The 12,921-nt window shown below is 72.8% G+C and carries 16 protein-coding genes; 11 read left to right on the forward strand and 5 right to left on the reverse strand.

All coding sequences use genetic code 11. From position 1 onward, the window contains the following. Positions 1-308 precede the first annotated feature (308 nt). Positions 309-527 (reverse strand): MbtH family protein, encoded by a 219-nt coding sequence (locus ACFUJY_RS18340; protein ID WP_383300396.1) that lies wholly within the window; start codon positions 525-527, stop codon positions 309-311. A 557-nt stretch (positions 528-1,084) separates the two neighbouring features. Between ACFUJY_RS18340 and thpR the strand changes: the two genes are divergently transcribed. Together thpR and ACFUJY_RS18350 are read left to right on the forward strand one after the other, a co-directional pair. Continuing rightward, complete coding sequence (gene thpR / locus ACFUJY_RS18345) at positions 1,085-1,714, forward strand: RNA 2',3'-cyclic phosphodiesterase (protein WP_383300399.1); 630 nt, start codon at positions 1,085-1,087, stop codon at positions 1,712-1,714. A 138-nt stretch (positions 1,715-1,852) separates the two neighbouring features. Then, positions 1,853-2,413 carry a hemerythrin domain-containing protein gene (locus ACFUJY_RS18350; protein WP_383300401.1) on the forward strand — a complete coding sequence of 187 codons (561 nt, stop codon included), beginning with the start codon at positions 1,853-1,855 and terminating at the stop codon, positions 2,411-2,413. A 24-nt stretch (positions 2,414-2,437) separates the two neighbouring features. Here ACFUJY_RS18350 and ACFUJY_RS18355 read toward each other — a convergent pair whose 3' ends face one another. Continuing rightward, positions 2,438-2,962, reverse strand: coding sequence for a hypothetical protein (locus ACFUJY_RS18355; RefSeq protein ID WP_383300405.1), 525 nt, complete (start codon positions 2,960-2,962; stop codon positions 2,438-2,440). Positions 2,963-3,106: 144 nt separating this feature from the next. Between ACFUJY_RS18355 and ACFUJY_RS18360 the strand changes: the two genes are divergently transcribed. After that, positions 3,107-4,660, forward strand: a complete 1,554-nt coding sequence (locus ACFUJY_RS18360) for an FAD-dependent oxidoreductase (protein ID WP_383300407.1) — start codon at positions 3,107-3,109, stop codon at positions 4,658-4,660. Between the two features lies 1 nt (position 4,661). On the opposite strand, the gene ACFUJY_RS18365 is transcribed toward ACFUJY_RS18360, so the two are convergent. From ACFUJY_RS18365 to ACFUJY_RS18375, 3 genes are read right to left on the reverse strand one after another with little or no spacing between them, the layout of a single operon-like run. After that, the gene (locus ACFUJY_RS18365) at positions 4,662-5,783 is read right to left on the reverse strand and encodes a lipid II:glycine glycyltransferase FemX (protein ID WP_383300408.1); all 1,122 of its coding nucleotides are present in this window, start codon (positions 5,781-5,783) and stop codon (positions 4,662-4,664) included. A 40-nt stretch (positions 5,784-5,823) separates the two neighbouring features. Then, positions 5,824-7,260: an MFS transporter gene (locus ACFUJY_RS18370; RefSeq protein ID WP_383300410.1), complete on the reverse strand. Its 1,437-nt coding sequence runs from the start codon at positions 7,258-7,260 to the stop codon at positions 5,824-5,826. Then, the gene (locus ACFUJY_RS18375) at positions 7,257-7,919 is read right to left on the reverse strand and encodes a TetR/AcrR family transcriptional regulator (RefSeq protein WP_383300412.1); all 663 of its coding nucleotides are present in this window, start codon (positions 7,917-7,919) and stop codon (positions 7,257-7,259) included. The genes ACFUJY_RS18370 and ACFUJY_RS18375 overlap by 4 nt, the downstream gene beginning before the upstream one ends. A gap of 125 nt (positions 7,920-8,044) precedes the next feature. Between ACFUJY_RS18375 and ACFUJY_RS18380 the strand changes: the two genes are divergently transcribed. From ACFUJY_RS18380 to ACFUJY_RS18415, 8 genes are read left to right on the forward strand one after another with little or no spacing between them, the layout of a single operon-like run. Continuing rightward, positions 8,045-8,365 carry a gas vesicle protein gene (locus tag ACFUJY_RS18380; RefSeq protein ID WP_383300414.1) on the forward strand — a complete coding sequence of 107 codons (321 nt, stop codon included), beginning with the start codon at positions 8,045-8,047 and terminating at the stop codon, positions 8,363-8,365. A gap of 33 nt (positions 8,366-8,398) precedes the next feature. Further along, positions 8,399-8,839, forward strand: coding sequence for a gas vesicle protein GvpJ (gvpJ, locus tag ACFUJY_RS18385; RefSeq protein WP_383300417.1), 441 nt, complete (start codon positions 8,399-8,401; stop codon positions 8,837-8,839). A gap of 3 nt (positions 8,840-8,842) precedes the next feature. Further along, positions 8,843-9,592: a GvpL/GvpF family gas vesicle protein gene (locus tag ACFUJY_RS18390; protein WP_383300418.1), complete on the forward strand. Its 750-nt coding sequence runs from the start codon at positions 8,843-8,845 to the stop codon at positions 9,590-9,592. Position 9,593: 1 nt separating this feature from the next. Further along, positions 9,594-9,848: a gas vesicle protein GvpG gene (locus ACFUJY_RS18395; protein WP_383300421.1), complete on the forward strand. Its 255-nt coding sequence runs from the start codon at positions 9,594-9,596 to the stop codon at positions 9,846-9,848. Between the two features lie 7 nt (positions 9,849-9,855). Then, positions 9,856-10,749: a histone protein gene (locus ACFUJY_RS18400; protein WP_383300422.1), complete on the forward strand. Its 894-nt coding sequence runs from the start codon at positions 9,856-9,858 to the stop codon at positions 10,747-10,749. A gap of 6 nt (positions 10,750-10,755) precedes the next feature. Beyond that, positions 10,756-11,811, forward strand: a complete 1,056-nt coding sequence (locus ACFUJY_RS18405) for an SRPBCC family protein (RefSeq protein ID WP_383300424.1) — start codon at positions 10,756-10,758, stop codon at positions 11,809-11,811. Next, complete coding sequence (locus tag ACFUJY_RS18410; protein WP_383300425.1) at positions 11,804-12,130, forward strand: gas vesicle protein; 327 nt, start codon at positions 11,804-11,806, stop codon at positions 12,128-12,130. Before ACFUJY_RS18405 ends, ACFUJY_RS18410 begins: the two co-directional genes overlap by 8 nt. Continuing rightward, positions 12,127-12,921, forward strand: coding sequence for a GvpL/GvpF family gas vesicle protein (locus ACFUJY_RS18415; protein ID WP_383300427.1), 795 nt, complete (start codon positions 12,127-12,129; stop codon positions 12,919-12,921). Before ACFUJY_RS18410 ends, ACFUJY_RS18415 begins: the two co-directional genes overlap by 4 nt.

Here is a 12,921-nt window from a genome sequence, read left to right on the forward strand (position 1 = left end):
GGACGGCGACGGGCGGGTAAAAGCGAGGAGAACGTCACCGCACCCGGGACATCGGGCACCGCGGAGCGGCTTCCCGACATGAGAACCGGGGGCGGGATCGGTTTTCCCCGTTTATCGAGGACGGGCCGGTATGCAGTCCATCAAGGATGGAAAGAGAGCCGCGTGACAGCGGCATGAACATTTCCCGCCGAAGCGCGATCGATCACCGCTCTGGTCTGATCGAATGTGCCCGAACGGGAACGGCGCCGATCGAATGCGTCAGGAGCGCGCGCCCGCGGACCGGGTCGGTCCGGGGCACGCGCGCCGCCCTAGCCGGCGTCGGACTCCATAGCCCGCACCAGGCTGGCGGGCCGCATGTCCGTCCACGCGGCCTCGATGGCGTCGAGACACTCCTGCCGCGAGCCCTCCGGGCCGCCGACGCTCCAGCCGCCGGGAACCTCGATGTGCGCCGGCCACAGCGAATACTGGCCCTCGCCGTTCACCAGCGTCACGAACCGACCCGACTCGTCATCGAAAGGATTGGTCACGACCGTCCCCCCACTTGTTTTCCCACATGCCATCGCATGTTCTTCAGATATATGCGGGCCTGCCGCACGGATTCACCGTCCCCCGCCACCGGAACGCCCACCCCTGCCGTGCGCACCCGGCCGCGCGGGACGGAGATACGTTACGCCTCGGGATACCGGCGTGATGCCGATGGCCGGCCGGTCATCCGGCTCCGCCCGTTCACGCCAATCACCATAGAGGACCTCCGACAGGCCAAGAGTCGCATTCGGACCATTCCTTATCGGCCGATGCGGCCGCCGCGCGCGAGAAGGCCGGCCGGGGACATATGCCAGGCCCGCTTTCCCGGAAAATTTCAGCCACCCGATGTCCTGATTGTGCGCATTTCACTAAATACGACCCGCGCACATTCGGATATCCGCCGGCGTACACCCCCTCGTTCACGGGCACGCGCCGAACTCGACGCGCTCCCGTGCGCCGGGTACGCGCCCCATTCGAAATCAATGGCCATTCCCGTCACCCTGTGTCATATCGCGGGCCGGGGCGGCGGAGGCCACCCGCCGGTGGCCGCCGGTGCCGTATGCGGTACGAATGCCGGGTGACCGAAGAGACCCCGCCCGCGACCGTGCGCGTGTTCATCGCCCTCGCTCCGCCCGACCCGGCGAAGGAGGAGCTGACCCGGGAGCTGCGCCCCGTCTACGGGACGCACCCGCAGGTGCGGTGGAACCGGGTGGAGGACTGGCACATCACCCTGGCGTTCCTGGGCGCGCTTCCGGTGGACATCGTTCCGCTGCTGCGTCCGCCGCTCGCCTCTCTCGCCGCGTCCCACCCCGCTCCCCGCCTGGCGCTGCACGGCAGCGGTACGTTCGACGAGCGGGTGGCGTGGAGCGGGGTCGCCGGCGACCTCGAGGGACTGCACCGGCTGGCCGACGGCGTCCGGGCCGTGGTCCGTGACTGCGGGATCGCCCTGGAGGACCGGCCGCTGCGCCCCCATCTGACCCTCGCCCGGGTGCGCCGGGGCGACCACACGTCGGCCGGAGAGATCGCCGCGCGGCTCACGGAGTTCCGGGGCAGCCCGTGGCCCGCCGAGCGCCTGCATCTGGTCGGCGGCAACCCGGGCCGGGGCACCGGGCAGATCCGCTACCGCGACATCGAGGCATGGCCGCTCGGCACGGCCACCGGTGTCGCCGCGCCGCCCGCACGTCCCTGAGACGCGCTCGCCCGGGCCGTTACGCCAGCCTGACCGGAGTGGGGCGTGGCTCCGTGTGTTGGTGAGGTTCGGGGGTACCCCTGTGGAACGGTGAGCTGACTTCGGCTCGCACCACACACAGCGGAGAGGGTTGCACTGATGGGACACGGCGGAAATGTGATCGCGGAGCTCACCACGGACCACCGCGAGGTCGATGAACTGTTCGCGAAGATCGAGGCCCAGCCGGTCGGCGACGAGCAGCGCAGGAAGCTCGCCGACGAGCTGACGATCGAGCTGGTCCGGCACTCCGTGGCGGAGGAGATGCACCTCTACCCGGCGGTGCGGCGGTTCGTGGACGACGGCGACGACATGGCCGACAAGGAGCTGGAGGACCACGCGAAGGTGGAGCAGCACCTCAAGGAGCTGGAGGGGCTGCCGGCCGACGACCCGCAGTTCGACCACCTGGTGGCGAAGCTGAAGCTGGAGGTGAGCGAGCACGTGCGCGACGAGGAGAACCGGCTGTTCCCGCTCCTGGCGGCGGCGGTCTCCCCGGAGGCCCTGGACGAGCTGGGCGAGAAGGTGCGCACGGCGAAGAAGACCGCCCCGACGCGTCCGCACCCCTCCGCCCCCGACACCCCGCCCGGCAACAAGATCCTCGGCCCCGGCGCCGGTCTGGTCGACCGGGCCCGCGATCTGCTGAGCGGTCGCGGCAAGAGCTGAAGCCGCCCCGTGCGCCCCGGGCTCTCAGCAGGCGCGGGCCGGACCGAGGCGCAGGCGGTCGAGCAGGTCCGCGTGGTGGAGGCGGGCTATCGGCTCCAGCAGGTCGGGGTGGCGCAGCAGTGCGGTGGCGGCCAGGTCGTGCGCGCTGGGCTCCGTCAGGCGGCGGAACTCGGCCGGTCCGGTCACCCCGTGCTCGGTTTCATCGAGCGCCTTGACCGCTTCCCTCGCCGCTTCGGGCGCGGTGAGCAGATGGGCGGCCCAGCTGGCCACGACCTCGTCCACCCAGCTGCGCCAGGCGGAATCCGCCGGGCCGGCCGCCGGGCCGTGGCCGCCGGTGATCTCGTCCAGGCGGGCGGAGCCGCCGGGGCCGGTCAGGACCACGAGCGCGGCGTCCAGGTCGGTCGGGTAGCGGAGCCAGGTGGCGACCGTGACGGCCTGGCGGGCCTGAGCCTCGGCCAGGGCGGCGGTGAGCGGGCCCCCGCCGGCCGGGAACGCGCGCGTCAGCCACCGGGTGGTGGCGGCGATGAGCGGGGCAAGGTCTGCGGGCATCGGGGCGTCCCCTCGGGTGCTGGATCGCCGTGCAGCGTACTGCGCCCTTCCCCGGCCCCCGTATGACGCAGAGCACCTTCCGGCCGTGGTGTGCGCCATGACCGGCACCACATCCCGGGCCCTGAACGATTGGGAGAGCACACGATGAACCACCCCCGCCCTCTTCCGGGGCTGGACGAGTCCTTCTGGATGGACAGCACCGACGCACCCGAGCACCCGCCCCTGGCGTCGGACACCGATGCGGACGTCGTCGTGATCGGCGGCGGCATCGCGGGCCTGAGCACGGCGTGGGAGCTCAGCCGGGCGGGCCGGAACGTGGTGGTCCTGGAGGCGGACCGCATCGCGTCCGGGGTGACCGGCTACACGACGGCCAAGGTGTCCGCCCTCCAGTCGCTGGTGTACGACCGGCTGCGGCGGACCCGGGGCGTGGATGCCACCCGGTTGTTCGCGGCGTCGCAGCTGGACGCGGTGGACCGGGTGGCCGGGATCGTGGAGGAGCTGGGGATCGCGTGCGACCTGGAACGGGTGAGCGCGTACAGCTACGCGGCCGGGCCGGAGTCCCGGCACCTGGTCGAGGCGGAGGCGCGGGCCGCGGCGGACGCCGGTCTGGACGTCGGGTACGTCTCCGAAACGGAACTGCCGTTCGCGATCGGCGGGGCGGTCCGGGCGGACGGCCAGGCCCAGTTCCACCCGCGCAAGTACCTGCTGGCGCTGGCCCGGGACCTGGTCGCGCGGGGCGGCCGCATCTTCGAGCGCAGCCGGGTGACCGGGCTGTCCGAGGGGACGCCGTGCCGGGTGACCGTCGAGTCGGGGCGGAGTGTGACGGCCCGGGACGTGGTCGTGGCCACGCATTACCCGGTCTTCGACCGCGCGATGCTGTTCGCCCGGCTCTCGCCCCGGCGGGAACTGGTGGTCGCCGCCCCCATCCCGGCGGAGGCGGCTCCGAAGGGCATGTACATCACCGAGGACGAGGGGAAGCGCTCGGTGCGCTCCACCCCGCTCGACGACGGCCGGCGCCTGCTGATCGTGACCGGGGAGAGCTTCACTCCGGGCACCGGGGACCCCGGTGAGCGGTTCCGGCGGCTGGACGCCTGGCTGCACGAGCGGTTCCCGGCGGCCGGTCCGACCGCGTACCGGTGGGCGGCGCAGGACAACGATCCGAGCGATACGGTCCCGTTGATCGGGCCGTTCCACATCGGGGCCCGGCACACCTATGTGGCGACCGGGTTCGGCGGCTGGGGGATGACCGGCGGGGTGCTCGCCGGCCGGCTGCTGACCTCGCTGATCGCGGAGGGCGTCCCGCCGCTGCCGTGGGCCGGGTTGTACGACCCCCGGCGGCTGGGCAGCGCGGTGCGCGAGGCCGGGTCGCTGCTGGGGGCGCAGGCGGAGGTGGCGAAGCACTTCGTCGGCGACCGGCTGCGCGTCAGCCACCTGGACTCGGTGAGCCAGGTGCCGCCGGGCACGGGGGCGGTGGTCCGGGTGAAGGGGCGTCGCTGCGCCGTGTACCGGGAGCCGGACGGCACCGTGCGGGCGGTCTCCGCGCGGTGCACGCATCTGGGGTGCCTGGTGGCGTTCAACGAGGCGGAGACGGCCTGGGAGTGCCCGTGCCACGGGTCGCGCTTCGGCGTCGACGGTTCGGTGCTCCAGGGGCCCGCCGTGCGGCCGCTGGAGGCGCTGGACCCGGGCGACGAGGAGTGAGCTACCGCCGGGCCATGTACAGGCTGAACGCCTTGTGCAGCACCTTGTTGAGCGGGTAGTCCCACTCTCCGACGTACTCGGCGGCCTGTCCGCCGGTGCCGACCTTGAAGCGGAGCAGGCCGAGCAGGTGGTTGCTCTCGTCCAGGGTGTCGGTGGTGCCCCGGAAGTCGTAGACGTGCGCGCCCATGGCGTGGGCGTCGCGGATCATCTGCCACTGGATGGCGTTGTTGGGCTGGACCTCGCGCCTGCGGCTGGTGGACGCACCGTACGAGTACCAGACGTGCCCGCCGACGGTGAGCATGGTGGCGGCGGCCAGCACCTCGCCGTCGTGCGCGGCGAGGTAGAGCCGCATCCGGTCGGGGTGCTCGGCGGTGAGGGCCTTCCACATCCGCTGGAAGTACGGCAGGGGGCGGGGGGTGAACCGGTCGCGCTCGGCGGTCTCGGCGTAGAGCGTGTAGAAGGTGTCCAGGTCGGCGTAGTCGCCCCGGACGACCTTGACGCCGGCCTTGTCCGCCTTCTTGATGTTGCGGCGCCACAGCTGGTTGAACCCGGCCAGGAGGTCGTCGGTCGAGCGGCCGGCCAGGGGGAGCTGGAAGACGTGACGCGGCTGCCCGGCGGCGAACCCCTCCTCGCCGCCGCCTCCGGACGGCTGCCAGCCCATGGCCCGCAGACGGTCGGTCAGCGCGAAGGCGCGGGGGTCCTGTTCGGTGGGTGCGACCTCGCCGAGGCGGTGGGCCTCCGGGTCGGCGACGGCCTCCTTGACGGTGGCCGCGTCCCAGCGGCGGGCGACGACGGGCGGGCCCATCTTCACGGTGAACGCGCCCTGCCCCTTGAGGTGGTCCAGGAGGGGGTTCAGCCACCGGCCGAGGTCCTCGTCGTACCAGTCGATGACGGGGCCTTCGGGGAGGTAGGCGAGGTGGCGCCTGGTCTTCGGCAGCGGCCGGTACAGGACCAGGGCGGTGCCGGTGATCCGGCCGGCCGCGTCGAACCAGCCGAGGCTCTCCGCCCGCCAGTCGGGCTTCACCTCGCCCCAGGACGGGACCTGCATGTGGCTCGCGGAGGGCAGGCCGTCCACGTACGCCAGGTGCTCGTCCCGGCTGATCGTCCTCAGGCGGAGGTCCATCGCTCTGCTCCTCGTCCACGGGTCGTGATCCTTCGGCAGCCTACTGGCGGTCGTCGCGGCCCACGACGCGAGCGGTCCGGGGGCGGGCGTTCGGGCGAGGGCCCGCCCCCGGCAGCAACGAAGCCGGGATCAGGCCGAGCGCGGCGAGAGCCGCGACGGCGGGCAGGGCGTGGCCTGTGAGGAGGTCCGGCGACGGGAGGGCCTGGTGGGCCGGGGTGGTGACGGCCGACGGGGTGAGCGGCATCAGTCCGGCGGCCACGGCGATCCCCAGGGTGGGGCCCACGTTCATGGCGGTCTGTTTGAGGCCGCCGACCACCCCGGCGTACCCGGGTGGCGCGTCGCCGACGACGGTGCCGGTGGCGGTGACCATGACCGCGGTGAAGCCCGCCCCGAGGACCGCGAGGACGACACCGGTCTGCCATGCGGGACCGGGGCGGGAGAGGCCCAGGACGGCGAGGGCGACGCACAGCTGGCCGGCGAGCGCGGTGCGGCGCGGCCCGAAGCGCCCGAGCGCGGCCGAGGCCATGGGTGCCCCGGCGATCATCAGCAGGGTCAGCGGCAGGCAGCGCAGCCCGGTGGTGAGGGGATCGAGACCGAGCCCCTGCTGGAGGTGGAAGGTGACGACGAACAGCGCGCCGAACAGGCCGCCGGAGGTGGTGAGGAGCAGCGCCATCGACGCCGTCACGGGCACCGAGCGCGTCACCGCCGGCGGCACGACCGGCTGGGCGCTGCGGCGTTCGTACCCGACGAGCGCCGCCCCGAGGAGCACGCTCAGCAGCAGCCCGAGCCCTGTCCGGGTGCCGGTCCACCCCTCGTCGGGGATGCCGGCCAGCGTGTGGACGAGGGCGGCGAGCGCGGCGGCGAGCAGGGCGCCGGCGGTGAGGTCGAACCGCCGGTGCGCGGCGCGCGGCACTTCGGGGGTCCGGACGGCGAGGGTGAGCGCGGCGATCACCAGGGCGGCCGGGATGTTGATCAGGAAGACGGCACGCCAGCCCCAGTGCGTGACGAGGGCTCCCCCGAGCACCGGACCGGCCGCCGCGGCGACTCCGATGGCGCTGGTGCGGACGGCGACGGCCCGGCCGAGGCGGTCGGCGGGGTGGACGAGCCTGAGCAGGGCGAGCGTCGCCGGTTGCAGGAGCGCGCCGAAGACCCCCTGTACGGCGCGCAGTGCGATCACGGGACCGATGCTCTGGGCGAGCGCGATGCCGGCCGACGCGGCGCCGAAGCCGAGCACCCCGACGCACAGCAGCCGCCGGTGCCCGTACCGGTCCCCGAGCCGTCCGGCGATCACCAGGAGGGCGGCGACCGCGAGGAGGTAGGCGGTGCTCGTCCACTGGACCTCGGTGACGGTCGCCCCGAGGTCGCTGCGCAGGTCCGGCTGGGCGACGAGCAGCACGGTGCCGTCCAGGGCGACGATCATGGCGCCCGCCACCGAGGCGAGGAGCGCGGCGCGGGGCCGTACGGCGGTGGGGGTCACGCGTCCGCCCGGCCGAGGTGGGCGTCGAGCACCGCCGCGACGAGCGGGGCCGTTCCCTCTCCGGCGCCGGGGAGCGCCAGTCGGAGGCTGCCACTCGCCCGGAGTACGGCGATGCCGTGCAGGTTGGTCCAGAGGGCGGCCGCGGTCAGGGCCGGCGGCGGGGCGTCGTGCGGGGGGCCGTCGCCGCCTTCCGCGCGGTGGGCGCGGTCCAGGGTGACGAGCTCGACGAGCCGCGCGAACAGCGGGAGGGTCGACTCGCGCAGGCGGGGCCGGTCCGGCGCGTCCGCGTCACTCGCGTGGACCTCGCTGTCGAGCAGATCGTGGCGGAACATCAGCTCGAACATGCCGCCGTGCTCACCCGCGTAGTCCAGGAACGCGTCGGCGAGGTCCCGTAGCCGGTCGCGCGGTGTCCCGGCCGCTCCGGTCGCCGCCTGGAACCGGGCGGCGAGCTCGGTGAAGCCGCGCCCGGCGATGGCCGAGAGCAGGGCGTGGTGGGTGGGGAAGTAGCGGCGCGGGGCGCCGTGCGAGACACCGGCGCGGCGGGCGATCTCGCGGAGGCCGAGCGAGGCGGAGCCCTCGGCCATGACGAGGTCGACACCCGCGTCGATCAGGCGTTCCCGCAAGGGATGTGCTCGGTCCACTTGGTTCGCTTCATCCATGGACCGTGTCTACCAGGTCGCCGTAGACACTGTCTACTCTTATTGCCGCCAGGTCACCGCGAGCCGCACACCCCGATGCCGTCGCCCAAGATGCGGGCGTGGCGGGAGTGAGCAGACTGGGTGCCATGGCAGATCAGCGGCGCTCCCAGGCCGGAACCACGAAGACGGCGACCACGCGGCGCGCCCCGTCCGCACGGGGCCCCGAACACGCGGCCCGCGCTGCCATCCAGAGCCTGGAGGGTCTCATCGACCACCACGCGGAGGGCGTGTCCGCAGTCCGGCGCACCAACGACGGCTGGTGCGTCGTGGTGGACGTTCTCGAAGTGCCCCGGATTCCGGACACCACGAGCCTCCTCGCCTCCTACGAGGTGCAGCTCGACCGGTCCGGCGAGCTCCTGGAGTACAGCAGGGTCCGCCGGTACCGCCGGGGCGCCGCCGACGAGTGAGCGGCGTCCACTCCCCCGCCGGAAGGACATTCCATGACCGCGACCACCTACTCCGACGAAGTCGTCGCCTGCCCGCCGCGCGCCGGCACCCTGTACGACGTCCTGGAACTGATCCTCGACCGGGGCATGGTGATCGATGTCTTCATCAGGGTCTCCCTGGTCGGCATCGAGATCCTGAAGATAGACGCGCGCATCGTCGTCGCGAGCGTGGACACGTATCTGCGGTTCGCCGAGGCGTGCAACCGGCTGGACCTCGAACGGGATTCCGGCAGCACCACGGTGCCGGAGCTGATCGGCGGCGGCGCCGTCAAGTCCATCGGCAAGCGGAAGGTACGCAGGGCCGCCGAGTCGGTGGGCGACACCGTGCGCAAGGCGGTCGGCGGTGACGACGAGGAGGAGCCGGAGGAGCGGCCGAGGAAGCGGCGCGCCCCGGCGCGCAACAGCGAGAGCCGGCGCCGCCGTGCGGAGGCGTGAGCGGTGACGGCCGACGGTGTCTACGTGTACGCGATCACCCGGGCGGGGACCGCTCTGCCGGCCGGGCAGGGCGGTGTGGGCGGCCCGCCCGCCCGCCTGCGGACCGTCCGGCGGGGCCGGCTCGCCGCGGTCGTCAGCGACGCTCCCCCGGACCTCCGGGCGCGCCGCCGCGATCTGCTCGCCCATCAGGACCTGCTGCTGCGCCTGATGGACGAGGGGCCCGTGCTGCCCATGCGGTTCGGCATGGTGGCCCCCGACCAGGCCACCGTGGAACGGCAGTTGGCCGCCGGTGCAGACGGCCATCTGGCGGCCCTGAAGCGGCTCGCCGGATGCCACGAGATCAATGTGAAGGCGCTGGCGGCCGAGGACGCGCTCGCCGACGTGGTCGCGGAGGACGGCACCGTGCGCAAGCTGCGGGAGGCCGCGCGCCGGCGTCCGGGCTACGAGGCGAGTCTGCGGCTGGGCGAGGCGGTGGCCGCCTCCCTCGCGCGGCGGGCCGCCGATGCGGGGCGGCGGGTGCTGCGGGAGCTGACGCCGAGGGCCAGGGCGGTGGCGGCCGGTCCGGAGGTCCAGGGGTGCGCGCTCAATGTGTCGTTCCTCGTGGAGCGCGCGGCCGGTGACGCGTTCCTGGCCGAGGCGCGCCGGTTCGCGGCCGACAACCGCGGCCATGTGGAGCTCCGCCTCGCCGGGCCGCTGCCCTGCTACAGCTTCGTCTCCGCCGAGGCCCGGCCGGTCCCCGTGGGCGGTGGCTGAGATGGGCCTCATCACCGGTCTGCTGACGCTGCCCGTCGCACCCGTGCGGGGGGTGGTGTGGGTGGCGGAGAAGCTCAACGACGCCGCCGAGCGGGAGCTGCGCGACCCCGCCGTACTGCGCGCGCAACTGACCGTGCTCAACCAGGAGTTGGAGGCCGGAGACATCACGATCGAGGAATTCGAACGGGAAGAGGAAAGGCTGCTCGACCGGCTGCACGCCGCTCGGGCGGACCGAGTGCCGAGCGATCGAAGGTGACGTGCTCATGGATGACGAAGCCAAGGTAGCGCTGGCAGCCGCGGTGGTCGGCGGCTACGTGCTGGGCCGGACCAAGAAGGGCCGGATGGCCCTGACCGTCGCGACGTACCTGGCGGGCCGGAGGTTCGGGCTCGAACCCCGCCAGCTCGCCGCCGAGGGCATGCGCCGCCTCGGCGGCGTCCCCCAGGTCGCGGAGCTCCAGGAACAGCTGCGGGGCGAGGTCATGGACGCGGGCCGCAAGGCGGTGACGGCGGCGGCGAACCGCGGCATGTCCTCGCTCGCGGACGCGATCGGCGACCGCACCGCGCGGCTCACCGAGAGCCGGCCCGAGGAGGACGAGGACCGGGACGAGTACGACGACGAACCGTACGAGGACGAGTACGACGACACGTACGAAGACGAACCGGAGGACGAAGAGGAGCCGTACGAGGACGGGCCCGGGGACGAGGACGAGGACGAGGGCTCGGACGACGGCACGGACGAGGATGAGGACGAGGACTACGCGGACGAGGACGAGGAGGACCGCGAGGCCCCCGAGCCACCCGCGAAGAAGACGTCACCGAAGAAGGCGCCGTCCAAGAAGGCCCCGGCGAAGAAGTCGGCCGCCAAGAAGGCCCCGGCGAGGAAGCAGGCCGCCGAGAAGTCCGCCCCGGCCAAGAAGACGGCGCCCGCCAAGAAGACGGCGGCGAAGAAGAGCGCGGACCGGAAGCCCGCGGCGAAGAAGGCGGCACCCGCGAAGAAGGCGGCCCGGGCCGCGAAGACGGCGTCGAAGAAGCCGGCGCCCGCGAAGAAGGCCGCGGCCAAGAAGACCGCCCCGGCGAAGAAGTCCGCCGCGAAGAAGACGTCGTCCAAGTCGGCGTCCAAGCGGACCGCTTCCAAGCGCACCGACCGTCGGAGGTAGCGAGTCATGGCCAGGACAGAACAGGACGAGTCCGGGGCGCCGGAATCGGGCCTCGACCGGCTCCGCGAGGAGCTGTCGGGCTTCCTCAGCGCGAAGATGGAGGATCTCGCGGGCAAGGCGAGCGGCAAGCTGACGGACGTCGCGCAGCAGCTCACCGACTCCGCGGAGGAGGGCGGCTCCCTGCCGGCCGTGGCCTCCCGGGTCCTCCAGGGCGAATCACCGCTGAAGTCGTTCGTCTCGGAGAAGGCCAAGGGCGTGAAGGACAACGTCACGGAGAAGGCCAAGGAGGCGTTCGGCGGCGGCAAGGGCAAGAGCAAGTCCAGCGGTGGCGGCAAGTCGATGAACATCGTGGAGGTCCTGGACGTCGGCGTGCCCCTGCGTACGGCGTACGACTACTGGACCCAGTACGACCGCTTCAGCAGCTTCGCGAAGGGCGTCCAGGACGTCTCGACGGAGGACGAGGCCACGAGCGACTGGAAGGTCAAGATCGGCCCGTCGTCGCGCAGTTTCAAGGCGACCGTCCAGGAGCAGATCCCCGACGAACGCATCGTCTGGACGTCGGAGGGCTCCAAGGGCACGACGCGCGGCGCCGTCAGCTTCCATGAACTGACGCCGAACCTGACCCGCATCGTGCTGGTGGTCGAGTACTACCCGTCCGGCTTCTTCGAGAAGACGGGCAACCTCTGGCGGGCCCAGGGGCGCCGCATCCGACTGGACTTCAAGCACTTCCAGCGCTACGTCACCCTGACCGACGAGGAGCCGGACGGCTGGCGCGGCGAGATCCGCGACGGCGAGGTCGTCGTCTCGCACGAGGATGCCGTGGCCGAGGAGGAGTCCGAGGGCGACGAGGAGCAGCCGGAGGACGAGGACTACGAGGACGAGGACGAAGGCGAGGACGAAGACCAGGACGAGGGCGACGACGACGAGGACGAGTGGGAGGACGACGAGGAACCGGAAGACGAACCGGAGGAAGAAGAGGAAGAAGAGGAAGAGGACGACGAGGACGACGAGGAGGAGCCCGCCCCGAGCAGGCGGCGCCGGCGGAGGTCCCGTCGTGACTGATCTCGACTTCCGGCAGGACGATGCCTACGCGCCCGCCGGCCCGCACACGACCAACCTCGCCGACATCCTCGAACGCGTCCTGGACAAGGGCATCGTCATCGCCGGTGACATCAAGATCGACCTGCTGGACATCGAGCTGCTCACGATCCGGCTCCGCCTCTTCGTCGCCTCCGTCGACACGGCGAAGAAGGCCGGGATCGACTGGTGGGAGACCGACCCCGCGCTCAGCTCCCACGCGGCGCGCAACGCGCTGCAGGACGAGAACCGGGAGCTGCGGGCCCGCCTGGACGCCCTTGAGTCGCAGGGGTCCGAGTCATGACCGCGGACACCCGCTCGTCCGGGGATGCCCGGGCCGTGTACGTCTACGCCGTGTGCCGCACCGAGGAGCACCCGGACCCCACCGGCCCGGCGGGCGTCACCGGCGAAAGCCCCCTGCGCGCCCTGCCCCTGGGCCCGGCGCTCACCGCGGTCGTCCAGACCGTGCGGGCGGCGGACTTCACCGACGACGCATGGCAGGCCCGGCTCGCCGACGAGCCCGAACTCGAACGGTACGCACGGGCCCACCACGAGGTCGTGTGCGCGATGGCGGCCCGGTATCCGACGGTGCCCCTTCCCCTGGCCACGCTCTACCACGACGAGGAGCGGGCCCGGGCGGCGCTGCACAAGGAGGCGCGGCGCTTCCACGCCGCGCTGGAGCGTACGGCACACCACTCCGAGTGGGGCGTCAAGGTGTACGTGGCCGACGCACCGGCCCGGGAGGCGGTCGGGGCCGGCCCGCAGCGGCCCGCGCCCGGGGCCGGCCGGGCCTATCTCGACCGGAAGCGGAGCCTGCGGGACCGGCGCGAACGGCACCGGACGGACGGGCTGCGGATCGCCGAGGTGGTGGACGCCGACGTGAGCGGGCTGGCCGCCGCCGCGCGCCGGCTGCCCTTCCACGGGCCCCGGGTGCCGGACGAGCGGCGCACCCAGGTGCTCAACGCCACGTATCTGGTGGCCGAGGACCGGGCGGCGGAACTGGCGCGGCTGGTGCGGAGTCTCCGCGAGCGGACCGGGGCGCACGTCGAACTGTCGGGGCCCTGGGTCCCGTACTCCTTCGTCGGCGAGGTGTGA

This window comes from Streptomyces sp. NPDC057249 (assembly GCF_042669245.1).
GTDB lineage: Bacteria > Actinomycetota > Actinomycetes > Streptomycetales > Streptomycetaceae > Streptomyces.

Bases quoted from the DNA above. Each gene is read 5' to 3' on its own strand.
- thpR (WP_383300399.1), top strand. From the start codon at position 1,085: ATGCGGTACGAATGCCGGGTGACCGAAGAGACCCCGCCCGCGACCGTG.
- ACFUJY_RS18350 (WP_383300401.1), top strand. From the start codon at position 1,853: ATGGGACACGGCGGAAATGTGATCGCGGAGCTCACCACGGACCACCGC.
- ACFUJY_RS18355 (WP_383300405.1), bottom strand. From the start codon at position 2,962: ATGCCCGCAGACCTTGCCCCGCTCATCGCCGCCACCACCCGGTGGCTG.
- ACFUJY_RS18360 (WP_383300407.1), top strand. From the start codon at position 3,107: ATGAACCACCCCCGCCCTCTTCCGGGGCTGGACGAGTCCTTCTGGATG.
- ACFUJY_RS18365 (WP_383300408.1), bottom strand. From the start codon at position 5,783: ATGGACCTCCGCCTGAGGACGATCAGCCGGGACGAGCACCTGGCGTAC.
- ACFUJY_RS18375 (WP_383300412.1), bottom strand. From the start codon at position 7,919: ATGGATGAAGCGAACCAAGTGGACCGAGCACATCCCTTGCGGGAACGC.
- ACFUJY_RS18380 (WP_383300414.1), top strand. From the start codon at position 8,045: ATGGCAGATCAGCGGCGCTCCCAGGCCGGAACCACGAAGACGGCGACC.
- gvpJ (WP_383300417.1), top strand. From the start codon at position 8,399: ATGACCGCGACCACCTACTCCGACGAAGTCGTCGCCTGCCCGCCGCGC.
- ACFUJY_RS18395 (WP_383300421.1), top strand. From the start codon at position 9,594: ATGGGCCTCATCACCGGTCTGCTGACGCTGCCCGTCGCACCCGTGCGG.
- ACFUJY_RS18400 (WP_383300422.1), top strand. From the start codon at position 9,856: ATGGATGACGAAGCCAAGGTAGCGCTGGCAGCCGCGGTGGTCGGCGGC.
- ACFUJY_RS18405 (WP_383300424.1), top strand. From the start codon at position 10,756: ATGGCCAGGACAGAACAGGACGAGTCCGGGGCGCCGGAATCGGGCCTC.
- ACFUJY_RS18415 (WP_383300427.1), top strand. From the start codon at position 12,127: ATGACCGCGGACACCCGCTCGTCCGGGGATGCCCGGGCCGTGTACGTC.